The 13215-nt window shown below is 73.6% G+C and carries 11 protein-coding genes and 1 pseudogene; all 12 read right to left on the bottom strand.

From position 1 onward, the window contains the following. Positions 1-174: 174 nt before the first annotated feature. Positions 175-3831, bottom strand: coding sequence for a chromosome segregation protein SMC (gene smc, locus ACIWVC_RS01540; RefSeq protein WP_396445891.1), 3657 nt, complete (start codon positions 3829-3831; stop codon positions 175-177). A 798-nt stretch (positions 3832-4629) separates the two neighbouring features. Continuing rightward, on the bottom strand, positions 4630-4827 hold the full coding sequence (locus tag ACIWVC_RS01535; protein WP_021598747.1) for a hypothetical protein: 198 nt from the start codon (positions 4825-4827) through the stop codon (positions 4630-4632). A 178-nt stretch (positions 4828-5005) separates the two neighbouring features. Further along, positions 5006-5317 carry an acylphosphatase gene (locus ACIWVC_RS01530; protein ID WP_396453734.1) on the bottom strand — a complete coding sequence of 104 codons (312 nt, stop codon included), beginning with the start codon at positions 5315-5317 and terminating at the stop codon, positions 5006-5008. A 13-nt stretch (positions 5318-5330) separates the two neighbouring features. Beyond that, on the bottom strand, positions 5331-6209 hold the full coding sequence (gene mutM, locus ACIWVC_RS01525) for a bifunctional DNA-formamidopyrimidine glycosylase/DNA-(apurinic or apyrimidinic site) lyase (RefSeq protein WP_396445890.1): 879 nt from the start codon (positions 6207-6209) through the stop codon (positions 5331-5333). Beyond that, the gene (gene rnc, locus ACIWVC_RS01520; RefSeq protein ID WP_396445888.1) at positions 6202-6966 is read right to left on the bottom strand and encodes a ribonuclease III; all 765 of its coding nucleotides are present in this window, start codon (positions 6964-6966) and stop codon (positions 6202-6204) included. The genes mutM and rnc overlap by 8 nt, the downstream gene beginning before the upstream one ends. Positions 6967-7246: 280 nt before the next feature. Beyond that, positions 7247-7426, bottom strand: a complete 180-nt coding sequence (gene rpmF, locus ACIWVC_RS01515) for a 50S ribosomal protein L32 (RefSeq protein ID WP_396445886.1) — start codon at positions 7424-7426, stop codon at positions 7247-7249. A 1-nt stretch (position 7427) separates the two neighbouring features. Beyond that, entirely contained in the window at positions 7428-8072 is a 645-nt protein-coding gene (locus ACIWVC_RS01510) for a YceD family protein (protein WP_396445885.1), read from the bottom strand. Between the two features lie 89 nt (positions 8073-8161). After that, positions 8162-8644: a pantetheine-phosphate adenylyltransferase gene (gene coaD, locus ACIWVC_RS01505; protein WP_396445884.1), complete on the bottom strand. Its 483-nt coding sequence runs from the start codon at positions 8642-8644 to the stop codon at positions 8162-8164. A 132-nt stretch (positions 8645-8776) separates the two neighbouring features. Then, positions 8777-9742 (bottom strand): penicillin-binding transpeptidase domain-containing protein, encoded by a 966-nt coding sequence (locus ACIWVC_RS01500; protein WP_396453728.1) that lies wholly within the window; start codon positions 9740-9742, stop codon positions 8777-8779. Between the two features lie 194 nt (positions 9743-9936). Continuing rightward, a pseudogene (locus tag ACIWVC_RS01495) lies at positions 9937-10158 on the bottom strand (hypothetical protein); the annotation flags it as partial. A gap of 99 nt (positions 10159-10257) precedes the next feature. Then, positions 10258-10824, bottom strand: coding sequence for a 16S rRNA (guanine(966)-N(2))-methyltransferase RsmD (gene rsmD, locus ACIWVC_RS01490; protein WP_396445882.1), 567 nt, complete (start codon positions 10822-10824; stop codon positions 10258-10260). 180 nt (positions 10825-11004) lie between these two features. Next, entirely contained in the window at positions 11005-13194 is a 2190-nt protein-coding gene (gene recG, locus ACIWVC_RS01485) for an ATP-dependent DNA helicase RecG (RefSeq protein ID WP_396445881.1), read from the bottom strand. Positions 13195-13215 lie beyond the last annotated feature (21 nt).

Raw genomic sequence — 13215 nt, 5'->3', positions numbered from 1 at the left:
CTCCTCACCGGCGAAAATGCATCGTGATCCATCAGTTATTGGACGCGCCATGTTTTTTTCGTCTGCCCGAAATGCAGACGGATGGGCGGTGCAACGTTCCAAGAAGAAAAATGAGTGGATATTACGGACATATGAAATCCGCAACCCACTCGAATCGGACGGCGTCGGCCGGGTTCAGTCGCGCAGCCGCTGGCTGACGACCTGGGTGACGCCGTCGCCGCGCATGCTGACGCCGTAGAGGGCGTCGGCGCCCTCCATGGTGCGCTTCTGGTGGGTGATGACGATCAGCTGGGACGACTCGCGCAGCTCCTCGAAGACGGTGATGAGCCGCTGCGTGTTGGTGTCGTCCAGCGCGGCCTCGACCTCGTCCAGGACGTAGAACGGCGAGGGGCGCGCCTTGAAGACGGCGACGAGGAAGGCGATGGCGACCAGGGACCGCTCGCCGCCGGACAGCAGCGACAGCCGCTTGACCTTCTTGCCGGGCGGGCGGGCGGAGACCTCGACGCCGGTCGTGAGCATGTCGCCGGGCTCGGTCAGCGAGAGGGCGCCCTCCCCGCCGGGGAACAGCCGCGCGAAGATCCGCTCGAACTCGCGGGCGGTGTCCTCGTAGGCGGCGGCGAACACCTCCTGGACGCGGTCGTCGACCTCCTTGACGAGGCCGAGCAGCTCGCGCTGGGTCTTCTTGAGGTCCTCCAGCTGCGAGGTGAGGAACGCGTGCCGCTCCTCCAGCGCGGCGAACTCCTCCAAGGCGAGCGGGTTGACCTTGCCGAGCTGGTTGAGCTGCCGCTCGGCGGCCTTGGCGCGCTTCTCCTGGACGGCCCGGTCGTAGGGGGCGGGCTGCGCGTCCTCCCCCTTCTCGGGGTCGGGCGGGACGGGCTGGTCGGGCCCGTACTCGGCGACGAGCGACTCGACCTCCAGGCCGAACTCGTCCAGGGCGCGCTGCTCGTACTGCTCCAGCCGGAGCCGCTGCTCGGCGCGCGCGACCTCGTTGCCGTGCACGACGTTGACCAGGCGCTCCAGGGTCGCCGACAGCTCGCGGACCTGCGTGCGGACGACCTTCAGCTCGGCCTCGCGGGCGGCCTTGGCCTGCTCGGCGGCCTCGCGGCGGCGGACGGCGGCGGCGAGGGAGTGCTCGATGCGCTCCAGCGCCGTGCGGGCGCCGCGGTGGACGGCCTTGGCGACGCGCGCCTGCTCCTCCCGGCGGGCGCGGCGCCGGGCGGCGCGGGCGCGCTCCTCGCGCTCGCGGCGGGCGCCGCGTTCAAGGGCGTCGGCGCGGCCGGCGATCGCCTGCACCCGCTCCTCGGCGGTGCGGACCGACAGCCGCGCCTCCATCTCGGCGGACCGCAGCTCCTGGCAGCGGGCGTTCAGCTCGTCGCGCGCGGCGGTGTCGTGCCCGGCCTCGTCGGCGACCTCGGCGGCCTCCTCCGACTCGGCGAGCCGCATCGCGAGCTCCTCGGCCGCCTCGGTGTCGCGCTCCAGCGACTCGTTCGCGGCGTCCAGGGCCTTGGTGAGCCGCTCCACCTCGCCCCGCGCCGCCCGGACGTCGGCCTCCAGGCGCGCCGCGCGCTTGGCCTCCTGCGCGGCCCGCGCGTCGAACTCGCGCACGCGGGCCCTGACGCGGTCCAGGTCGCTCTGGGCCCGGTTGACGGCCGACTGGGCTTCGGCGGCGGCCGCCTCCGCGGCCTCCAGCGCCGCCTGGGCGGAGTGCTCGCGCTCCACCGCCGCGCCGAGTTCTCCGGCGGCCGCCGCGGCCGCGGTCTCGGCGGCGGCGAGCTCCTCGGCGGCCTGGTCGAGCGCCGCGCGCATCTGCAGCAGGCTCTGGCCCCCGCCGGCCGCGCCGCCCTGGGCCCAGTGGGCGCCCACGAGCTCGCCGTCGCGGGTCACGGCGCGCAGGGACGGCTCGCGGCGGACGAGGGACGCGGCGGCAGGCACGTCGTCCACCACGGCCACGTCCCGCAGGAGATGCTCGACGGCCGGGCGCACCGCGCCGGGGACGCTGACCGCGTCGACCGCGTAGTCGACGCCGGGCACCCGCGCGGCCGGCGCCGCCGCTCCGCCGCCGATGAGCAGCCCGGCGCGCCCGGCGTCGCGCGCGCGGAGCAGCGCCAGGGCGGCCTCGGCGGTGTCCAGGGAGCCGACGGCGATGGCCTCGGCGGCGTTGCCGAGCGCGGCGGCGACCGCCGTCTCGTAGCCGGGGCGCACGTTCAGCAGCGACGCGACCGTGCCGAGCACCCCGTCGAGCGACCCGTCCGCGCCCGCCGACAGCAGGGCCTCCCCGCCCTCGGCGGCGCTGGACAGCGTCAGGTTCAGCGCCTCGATGCGGGCCTGCAGCGCCGCGACCCTCTTCTGCGCGGCCTGGTCGGCGGACCGCGCCGCCCCGACGGCGGACCGCGCCTCCTTCAGCGCCCGCCGCGGGCCGTCCACGGCCGCGCGGGCGGCCTCGGCGGCGTCCTTGGCGGTGGCGAGCGCCTCCTGCGCGGCCTCATGCTCGGCGGCGAGCGCCGGGTCCTCGACGACCTCGGCCTCGAACGCCTCGAACTCCACCCGGGCGTCCTCTGCGCGCTGCTCGGCCTCCTCGCGGGCCTCGGCGAGCCGGCCGATCTCCGACCGCCCGGCCTGCGCCTTGCTGCGCAGCGCCTCGACGCGGCCGCGCAGCCGGGCCAGCTCCTCGCGGCGGTCGGCGGCGGCGCGCGCGGCGGCCTGCAGGCGGCGCTCCTCGGCGGCGAGGGCCTCCTCGACGCCCGTCCGCTCCTGGACGGCGTCGGCCAGCCCGTCCTGCGCCTCGTCCAGCGCGGCGCGGAGCATCTCCTCCTGCTCGCGGATCTCCGCGGCCTCGCGCTCCATGTCCTCGGGGTCGCGCCCGCGCCGCTCCTCCTCGCGCGCCTCGGCCGCGTTGCGGTGCCGCTCGGCGGCGAGCTCGGCGACGCCGTTCAGCCGCTCCTTCAGCGCCGACAGCCGGAACCAGGTGTCCTGCACCCGCGCGAGCCGCGGCGCCTGCTCGGCCTCCTCCGCCTCCAGGACGGCCTCGCGCCGCTGCGCCTCGGCCAGCGCCCGCTCCGTCTCGGCGCGGCGCTCCCGGATCGCGGCCTCGTCGGCGGCCTCCTGCTCCAGCTTCGTCCGCAGCGTGACGAGGTCGTCGGCGAGCAGCCGCAGCCGCGCGTCGCGCAGGTCGGCCTGGATCACCGCGGCGCGCCGCGCGATCTCGGCCTGCCTGCCGAGCGGCTTCAGCTGCCTGCGCAGCTCGCCGGTGAGGTCCTGGACGCGGGTGAGGTTGCCCTGCATCGCGTCCAGCTTGCGGAGGGCCTTCTCCTTGCGCTTGCGGTGCTTGAGGACGCCGGCCGCCTCCTCGATCACCGCCCGGCGCCCCTCCGGGCCCGCGTGCAGGACGCGGTCGAGCTGCCCCTGCCCGATGATGACGTGCATCTCGCGGCCGATGCCAGAGTCCGACAGCAGCTCCTGGATGTCCAGCAGCCGGCACGGGTCGCCGTTGATCGCGTACTCGCTGGACCCCGACCGGAACATCAGCCGGCTGATCGTCACCTCGGTGTAGTCGATGGGCAGCGCCCCGTCGGAGTTGTCGATGGTGAGCACGACCTCGGCGCGGCCGAGCGGCGCCCGGTTCGCCGTCCCGGCGAAGATGACGTCCTCCATCTTGCCGCCGCGCAGCGACTTGGCGCCCTGCTCCCCCATCACCCAGGCCAGCGCGTCCACGACGTTGGACTTGCCCGACCCGTTGGGCCCCACGACGGCCGTGATCCCCGGCTCGAACTTGAGCGTGGTGGAGGACGCGAAGGACTTGAAGCCGCGCAACGTCAAGGTCTTCAGGTACAAACCTTCGCCATCCTCCCTGCTCCGCGCCGGCGCCGGGCGCCGGGCGCCCGCCCGTTCCGCGCCCGGCGGCAACGCTAGAGGCTATCGCGTACCTGCGCCGACGATCCGTTCCGCCGCCCGGTCCCTCCGGCCGGGGCGCGCCGTCCGCCGCCCCGTCCGGCAGATGCCGCAATTCCATAGATCAACACGTAACGCGCAGATTCGGGCGACCCGAAAACGGTCAAACCTTTACCGCATCTTGAACCGGCGGCACTCCCGCCGTCCAACGGACGCTCCGCCACCGCAACTGCGCGGAACGAGCAAATGGCGACGGTCTCCGGAACCGCGGCCAATGCCCGCAGGCTTCTGACCAGCAATTCAGCGCCGGACCGGCAATGGATAAGACCTGTCTGCGACGCCCCATCGGCGACGGTTCGGTTCACTTGGCCGCCGAACGATCCGAGGGGCTCGGACGCCGGCACGCCGCGCCCGCCGCCGGTGCCGAGCGCGACGGAGCGAACGCCTCGGCCGTGGGCGTCGGAGACCCGCCGCCTGTGCGGCGGTGCGCCCGCGGCCGGGCACGTCAGAGGCCCAGCGCCACCATGCGGCGGCGTCTGGGCCTGGTGGGTTCTGAGCCCCGCTCTGCGGCGACCTCAGCGCCGCGATCGCGTCCGGAGGCCGGTGTGATCCTCCGGGAACTTGATCGCGCGGCGGGCGCCGGGCGAGTCACGCGATGCCGGCGAACGCCGCTTTGCCCGCTGATGGGAGGGCCCGCGGGGCCCGACCGCCGAGAGCGAAGCGATACACACAGCGCCGAAGTCAGGTCAGCGCGGGTTCGCGGTCCTTCACCGCGAGGGACATCACATCGTCGTCCGTCGCCGTCGCAAGCGCGTCGTTCTCCGCCTGAAGCCGTACCAGCTCGGCTTCCAGATCACGTACGCGCTGCTGCAGGCGCCGCATCTCCGCGACCATCCGGGGGTCGGGACCGCCGACGTGGCCGAGTAGAGCCTTCGCCATGACTAAGGGTCCTCCACGCTGAGTAACCAGCAGGGATCGCGCACGATTATCAGCTGAAGTCGGTGCGCGTATCGTCTAGAGTCGCACCGGCCAGTGTCCTGGTCAAGACGCACATCACGGGCCGGTAACAACCTTCCTCTACTAGTTTAGCAGGTGCGAACCGGAACGCCCTACCCGGTCAGCGCTCCAGAAAACCGGCGGCCTCGCCGCGCGGCGGGCTCCACCGCTCGGTCACGCCGGTGACCTTGCCCGGGCGCCCGGCGGCGTCGCCGCGGAGCATGCCGAGCAGGCGCAGGCACTTGCCGCGCGGCCCCTCCGCCACGACCTCGACGCGGCCGTCGCTCAGGTTCGTCGCGCTGCCGGCCAGGCCGAGTTCCAGCGCCCGCGACCGCACCCACCAGCGGAACCCGACGCCCTGGACGCGCCCGCGCACCCAGGCCGTGAGCCGCACGATCTCCTCGTCGCCGTCTTCGCCGTCTTCGCCGTCCATCACGCTCCGGACCCTAGCGGCGGGCGCGCCGGGGGCGCGGCTGGCACACCGGGCAGCTGTAGGACGAGCGGTTCATGAACTCGTCGCGGCGGATCGCCGTCCCGCAGCGCCGGCACGGCTCGCCGCGGCGGCCGTAGACGTCCAGGGAGCGCTCGAAGTAGCCGCTCTCGCCGTTCACGTTGACGTACAGGCTGTCGAAGGACGTGCCGCCGACGGCGAGTGCGGCGCCCATGACGTCCCGCGCGGCCTCCAGCAGGCGCGCGGCCTCGGCCCGGGTCATCGTCTCGGTGGGGCGCGCCCAGTGCAGCCTCGCCCGCCACAGCGCCTCGTCGGCGTAGATGTTGCCGACCCCGCTGATCAGCGACTGGTCGAGCAGCGCGCGCTTGATCCCGGTCCTGCGGCGGCGCAGCGCGCGGAAGAACGCCTCCGCGTCGAAGGCGTCCTCCAGCGGGTCGGCGGCGATGTGCACGATCGGCTCGGGGACGAGCGAACCGGCGGCGAACGCGTCCGGGACGAGGTCGGCGAGCATCAGGTGCCCGAACGTCCGCTGGTCGACGAAGCGCAGGTCGAGGCCGCCGTCCTCGAAGGCCATCCGGACCCGCAGGTGCTTCTCCCGCTCGCGGCCGGGCTCGCCGACGAGCAGCTGCCCGCTCATCCCGAGGTGCGCGAGCAGCGCCTCGGACTTGTCGTCGAGGGGTATCCACAGGTACTTGCCGCGCCGGCGCGGGGCCTGCATCGTGCGGCCGGCGAGGCGGGCGGCGAAGTCGGCCGGGCCTGCCTCGTGGCGGCGCACCGAGCGGGGGTGCAGGACCTCGGCGGACGCGACGGTCCGGCCGGTGGTCCAGCGGTCCAGACCGCGGCGGACGACCTCGACCTCCGGCAGCTCAGGCACCGGTCTGCGCCTCCTGGACGCCGCCGCCCTGCTCCTCGGCCTCCCGCCGCACGACGATCGCCCGGATCTCGTTCCAGGCGGCCTCGGCGGCGTGCTGCTCGGCCTCCTTCTTGCTGCGCCCCTCACCCGACCCGTAGGTCTTCCCGCCGACCCGCACCGACGCGCGGAACGTCTTCTGGTGGTCGGGGCCGCTCTCGGCGACGTGGTACTCGGGGACGCCGAGCTCCTCGACGGCGGTCAGCTCCTGCAGGGAGGTCTTCCAGTCGAGCCCGGCGCCGAGGCCCGCCGACCGGGTGATCAGCGCGTCGAAGAGGCGGTGCACGAGGGCGGACGCCTCGTCCAGGCCGCGGTCCAGGTAGACGGCGCCGATCAGCGCCTCCAGGGTGTCGGCCAGTATCGACGCCTTGTCGCGGCCGCCGGTGCCCTCCTCCCCGCGGCCGAGCCGGATGTGGGCGCCGACGCCGAGACCGCGGGCGACGCCCGCGAGGGCGCGCATGTTGACCACGGCGGCGCGCAGCTTGGCCAGCTGCCCCTCGGGCAGGTCGGGGTGGCCCCGGAACAGGGTGTCGGTGACGACGAGGCCCAGCACCGAGTCGCCGAGGAACTCCAGGCGCTCGTTGGTGGGCAGGCCGCCGTTCTCGTAGGCGTACGACCGGTGCGTCAGCGCGCGTTCCAGCAGTTCGCCGTCCACGTCGACGCCGAGCGCGGCGGTCAGTTCCGCGCGGTCCGGCTGGGGTGCGCTCTTCCTGGCGCTCACGGGCCCTCCTCGCAGGCCGTGCACCGCGCATGGCGCGGTCGCTGGTGCGGCGCGCGGCCGGGAGGCCGGGACGGCGAGGACGCGCGGCGAGGAGGATGTCCGCGAAGACGAGGTGCGCGCCGGTCTGCCTGTTCCCGGCGTGCACCACGGCTCCGGGCGCACTCTCCCACCGGTCACCACGCCGACGTCGCGCCGGGGTGGTCGGGGTGGAACGTCGGTCCCGCACCTCGGGGGGCGGGCCGCGCCGTGCGCGGATCCGCCCCCCGGGATGCGAGAAGACTCAGGCCGACGGGGTGATGACCTGCCGCCGGTCGTAGGTTCCGCATGTCGCGCACGCGGTGTGCGGCAGCTTGTGGTCGCGGCACGTCGGGCACTCGACCAGGTTCGGCGCCGCGGCCTTCCACTGCGCGCGCCGGTGCCGCGTGTTGCTGCGCGACTTCTTCCGCTTGGGGACGGCCACGTCAGCCCTCCTGCTTTCCTTCTCGTCGGTCGAATCCACGGGAGCCGGAGCTCCCGTTCCCCCGTTCGGGGGAGGCCGGCGCCATGCCGCCGGCGAGGTCCTTCAGCGCCGCCCACCGGGGGTCGGCGACGTCGTGGCGGTGCCCCGGCTCGACGTCCGCGAGCCGTGCGCCGCAGTCCGGGCAGAGGCCCGGGCAGTCGTCCCGGCACAGCGGGGACAGCGGCAGCGCGAGCACCACCGAGTCCCGCAGGACCGGTTCGAGGTCGATGAGGTCGCCCTCGAGGCGGAGCTCGTCGTCGTCGGCGTTCCCGCCCGAGCGGGTGTCGTCGTAGACGAAGAGCTCCTGGAAGTCCGCCTCGAAGGACGAGGCGATCGGGTCGAGGCAGCGGGAACACTCCCCCGTGAGGGAGACCGTCGCCGTGCCGGTGACGAGCACCCCCTCCAGGACCGCTTCGAGCCGGAGGTCCAGCCCGATCGCGGCGCCCTCGGGGACGCCCACCATCTCGACGCCGAAATTCTCCGGTGCCGGCACGGTCAGGCGCTCCTCCCGCGACGACCCGGGTTGCCTGCCCAGAGCTCGGGTGTCGAGCACGAGAGGGGCGTTGGGGTCGAGGCGAGTCAGCGGATTCCTGCTTTCGTGAGGCATGGTGAACGGCGGCCGCCTGTGATGGCCGATGTCCCAGGGTACCGCCCCCGGAGCACTGGCCCAACTCGCGCGCCCCGGCCGGGCGGGGGTCAGCCCTGCCGCTGGAGGCGCTCGACCAGCCGGTCGTGGACGATGTCGGGCACGAGGCCGGAGATGTCCCCGCCGAACTTCACGACCTCCTTCATGAGGCTGGACGACAGGAACGCGTACTCCGGGTTCGTCGCCATGAACAGCGTCTCCACGCCGGCGATCCGGTGGTTCATCTGGGCCATCTGCAGCTCGTACTCGTAGTCGCTGACGGCCCGCAGCCCCCGGACGATGACCGGGATGTCCTGCTCCTTGCAGTAGTCGACGGTCAGCCCGTAGAACGTGTCGACCTTGACGTTGCCGTACTCCCGGGTGACCTCGGTGATCATGTCGGCCCGCTCGTCCACGGTGAACAGGCTCTTCTTGTTCTTGTTGATCAGCACCGCGACGACCACCTCGTCGTACAGACGGGAGGCGCGGCTGATGATGTCGAGATGCCCGTTGGTCACGGGGTCGAACGATCCCGGACAGACGACACGGCGCACGACGCGAACCCCCTCGGTCCCGGTTTCTGACCTGCGGCGGTGAACGTACCAAATCCCATTCGGCCCGGTTTCACCCGGGATCGGCAAACCGCTCCCGGTCCATTCCCGATGCGTTCCCGCCCGGCCCCCGGTTCAGTCGCCCAGCGCGTCGATGATCCTGGCGGCGATCGGGCCGGACTCGATGCCGTAGCCGGGCGCCTCGGTCATCACCGCGACCGCGTACTTCGGGTCGTTCCGCGGCCCGAACCCGATGAACCAGCGGTCGTTGTAGGAGGCGCCCTCGACGTCGGCGGTGCCGGTCTTGCCGCCGAGGACGGACGTGCCCCGCAGCGACTTGCCCGTGCCCCTGTCGACGACGGCCTTCATCATGTCCCGCATCTGCTTCGCCTGGCCGGACGTCAGCGCACGCGACAGGCGCTTCGGCGAGATGGTGTCCACGGTGACGCCGCTCGGGGCGCGCAGCTTGTCGACGATGTGCGGCCGCATGACCTCCCCGCCGTTGAGGACGCCCGCGGCGACCATCGCCATCTGCAGCGGGGTCGCGACCGTGCTGCCCTGCCCGATCGAGCCGAGCGCGCTGAGCACCGGCTGGTCCGTCGTGGGGAACGAGCTCGGCGCGCTCCGCAGTCCCTCGGCGTACTCGATCCGGTCGCCGAACCCGAACCCGGCGGCCTCCTTGCGGACGGCGGCGTTCCCGGGCTCCTCGGCGCCCATGTACGCGAACGTGGTGTTGCACGACTGGGCGTACGCCTCGATCAGCGGGATCCGGCCGAGGTCGCAGGAGCCGCCGATGTCGCCCGCGTCGTTGCTGATCGGCTGCCCTCCCCGCGGCGGCTGGTACGTGCGCCCCGCCCTGACCCTCGTGTCCGCGCTCGCACCGGCCTCCAGCGCCGACGCCGCGACGATGGTCTTGAACGTGGAGCCGGGCGGGAACAGCTCCCGCGTGGCCTTGTCGAGCAGCGGCTTGAGCTTCTCGCGGTTGAGCCGCTCGAACGCCTTCTCCGCCTTCTCCCCGTCGAGCATCGACACGTCCCCGGGGTCGTAGGACGGCGTCGAGGCCAGCACCAGCACCGCGCCGGTCTCCGCGTCCAGGACCACCGCCGCCCCGCGGCGGGCGCCGCTGGACGCCAGCGCCCGGTAGGCGACGCGCTGCGCCTCGGGGTCGACGGTCGCCTCGACCGTCCCGCCGGGGACGTGCTTGCCGATGAGCTTGTCGACGAGGTTCGTGGTGGCGAGGCGGGGTCGGTGCCGTCCAGGAAGTGGTTCTCGGCGTCCTCGATGCCGGTCTGGGAGAACACCGAGAAGTAGCCGGTGATCGGCGCGAACACCTTGCCGTCCTTGTACCGGCGCTGGTAGCGGTCGTCGCCGGTCTTCTCCGACCAGGCGAGCCGTTCGCCGTCCGCGGTGATCGGCCCGCGGTCGACCTTGAAGCGGTCCTGCAGCCGGCGCGCGTTGAGCGAATCGTCGCGCAGGTCCTGCGCCTCGAAGCCCTGGACGTAGGTGATGTTCGCCATCAGCCCCACGGCCATCACCAGGGCGACGACCCAGGTACGTCCCACCGCGCGGTCGATCCCGGGCTTCATGCGCATGCGTCTACCCGATCTCCTCTCGTGTCAACGGCCTTCCGCCCGTCCGTACCAGAAAATCGCCTCGCCGTAGCGGCGGTCGCGCTCCGCCTCGTACCCGTCCGGCCACCGCAGCGCGGGCCCGCGCGCCGCCCGCTCCACGACGACCAGGGCGCCTGGCGCGGCCCAGCCCTGGTCGCGCAGGGCCTCCAGGAGGCCGGTGACGGACGCGTCCGCCAGCGCGTACGGCGGGTCGGCGAAGATCAGGTCGTACGGCTCGCCAGGCTTCCTGCGGACGAGCCGCTCGACCTTCTCCGGGCACGGGACGGCGCCGGGCAGCCCGAGCGCCTCGGCGTTCCGCCGGATCACCCGCATCGCGCGCGGATGCGACTCGACCAGCAGCGCGTGCGCGGCGCCGCGGGACAGCGCCTCGAACCCGACCGCGCCCGACCCGGCGTACAGGTCGGCGACGCGCAGCCCGTCCAGCGGGCCGAGGAGGGCCAGGACGGTGGAGAACAGCCCCTCCCTGGCGCGGTCGCTGGTCGGCCTGGTGTCCCGTCCCGGAGGGACGGCCAGCCGCCGCCCGCCCGCGCTGCCCGCGATGACCCTGCTCACCCTCCAAGTATCGGGGCCCTCCCCGGCTCGACGCGCACGGGTCGGCCCCGCCGGCGCCCCGCGCGCGCGTCAGGTGAGCGCGGCGTCAACCTCCGTTCCCGGAGCGGCGCCGACCCCCGCGCGCTCGACCGGACGGTGCGGAACGCCCTGGAATCGCTCAAGGCATAGCGCGTCGGCGGGTCAGCCCTTCTCCAGGAAGTCGGCGCGCTCGTCGTCCAGGAGCGAGGCCAGCACGGTCGCCAGGCCGGGGTGGTCCGCCAGCTCGGGATCGTCCTCGACCAGCGCCGTCGCCTCCTCGCGGGCGTCGCGGATCACGTCCTCGTCGCGCTGCAGGGTCAGCAGCCGCAGGCTGGACGCGCGGCCGGCCTGCGCCGCGCCCAGCACGTCGCCCTCCCGGCGCTGCTCCAGGTCGAGGCGCGACAGCTCGAACCCGTCGGTGGTGGACGCGACGGCGTCCAGCCGCTCGCGGGCCTTGCTGCCGGGCTCGGCCTCGGTGACGAGCAGGCACAGGCCGGGCAGCGACCCCCGCCCGACGCGTCCGCGCAGCTGGTGGAGCTGGGAGACGCCGAACCGGTCCGCGTCCATGATGACCATGACGGTGGCGTTGGGGACGTCCACGCCGACCTCGATGACCGTCGTGGCGAGCAGGACGTCCAGCTCCTTCTCGGTGAAGCGGCGCATCACCGCGTCCTTCTCGTCGGGGTGGAGCTTGCCGTGCAGGACGCCGATGCGCAGGCCGGACAGGAGCTCCTCCAGCTTGGGCAGCACCTCCATGATGCCGAGCGGCGACCTGCGCTCCCCCTCCTCGACGGCCACGGCGTCGCCCTCGTCGCCCTCCTGCTCGCCGATGCGCGGGCACACGATGTAGACCTGCCGGCCCTGCGCGGCCTCCTCCTTGATGCGCTCCCAGATGCGGGCGAAGAACGCGGGCTTCTCGGGCGGCACCACGTGGGTCTGGATCTCCGACCGCCCCGCCGGGAGCTGCCCGAGGACCGAGGTCTCCAGGTCGCCGAAGACGGTCATCGCGACCGTGCGCGGGATCGGCGTCGCCGTCATGACCAGCACGTGGGGGCGCCCGCCGCCGGTCTTCTCGCGCAGCGCGTCCCGCTGCTCGACGCCGAAGCGGTGCTGCTCGTCCACCACGACGAGGCCGAGGTCGGCGAACTGGACGCTCTCCTGCAGCAGCGCGTGGGTGCCGACGACGATCCCGGCCGCGCCGGACGCGGCGTCCAGCAGCGCCTCCTTGCGCGCCCTGGCCCCCTGCGACCCGGTCAGCAGCGCGACGCGGGTCGCGTGCTCGGCGCCGCCGAGCTGCCCCGCCTGCGCGAGGTCGCCGAGCATCCCGGTGATCGACCGGTAGTGCTGCTGCGCGAGCACCTCGGTCGGCGCCAGCAGCGCCGCCTGCCCGCCGCCGTCCACGACCTGCAGCATGGCCCGCAGCGCGACGACCGTCTTGCCCGCTCCGACGTCGCCCTGCAGCAGGCGGTGCATGGGATGCTCCCCGGACAGGTCCGCGGAGATCTCCTCGCCCACCTCGCGCTGGCCCTTGGTCAGCTCGAAGGGGAGGCGCGCGTCGAACTCCGCCTGGATGCCGCCGAAGACCGGCGGGCGCGGCTTGGCCGGGAGCGCGGCGGCGGCGAGGCGGCGCTGGGCCAGGGCGGCCTGGACGACGAACGCCTCGTCCCACTTGAGGCGCTTGCGGGCGCGGCCCAGCTCGTCCCAGCTCTTCGGGCGGTGGATGCCCTCGTACGCCTCGCGCAGGCCGATCAGGCCGCGGCGGCGCAGGATCGCCGCGGGCATCGGGTCTGCGGGCAGGTCGAGCTGCGACAGGACGGTCGCGACGGACGTGCCGATCGTCTCGATGGGCAGCGTCTTCGTGGACGGGTAGATCGGGATGATCTCGTCGGCCCACTCCTGCGCGGCCTGCTCGGCGCTCCGCTCGTGGACGACCTTGTACTGCGGGTGGGTCAGCTGCCGGACGGCGCTCCCGCTGCGCGGCCGGTAGGTGCTGATCTTCCCGGCGAACAGCCCGCGGGTGCCGGGCGACAGCTCCTTCTCCGCCTTGTAGGAGCCCTTGCGGCCGAAGAAGCTCAGCTTGAGCTGCCCCGTCCCGTCGGTGACGGTGATCTCCAGGACGTAGCCGGGGCTGCGGGTCAGGGTGCGGCCCTGCACCTTCACGACCTCGGCCATGACCGTGACGTGCTCGCCGTCCTGCAGCCCGCTCAGCTGGGTCAGCTCGCCGCGGTGGGCGTAGCGGCGCGGGTAGTGGTGCAGCAGGTCGCCCACCGTGCCCAGGCCGAGGCCCTTCTCCAGCGCCTTGGCCGTCTTGTCGCCGAGAACCCTGCGCAACGGCTCGTCGAGGTTCGCCACGCACTCTTTTCTAGCCCATGG

Source organism: Actinomadura sp., from assembly GCF_044508335.1.
GTDB lineage: Bacteria > Actinomycetota > Actinomycetes > Streptosporangiales > Streptosporangiaceae > Spirillospora.
Note: the sequence above shows the minus strand (reverse complement) of the source record. Positions and strands in the feature narration are given on the sequence as shown.

Bases quoted from the DNA above. Each gene is read 5' to 3' on its own strand.
- ACIWVC_RS01535 (WP_021598747.1), bottom strand. From the start codon at position 4,827: ATGGCGAAGGCTCTACTCGGCCACGTCGGCGGTCCCGACCCCCGGATG.
- ACIWVC_RS01530 (WP_396453734.1), bottom strand. From the start codon at position 5,317: ATGGACGGCGAAGACGGCGAAGACGGCGACGAGGAGATCGTGCGGCTC.
- ACIWVC_RS01510 (WP_396445885.1), bottom strand. From the start codon at position 8,072: ATGCCTCACGAAAGCAGGAATCCGCTGACTCGCCTCGACCCCAACGCC.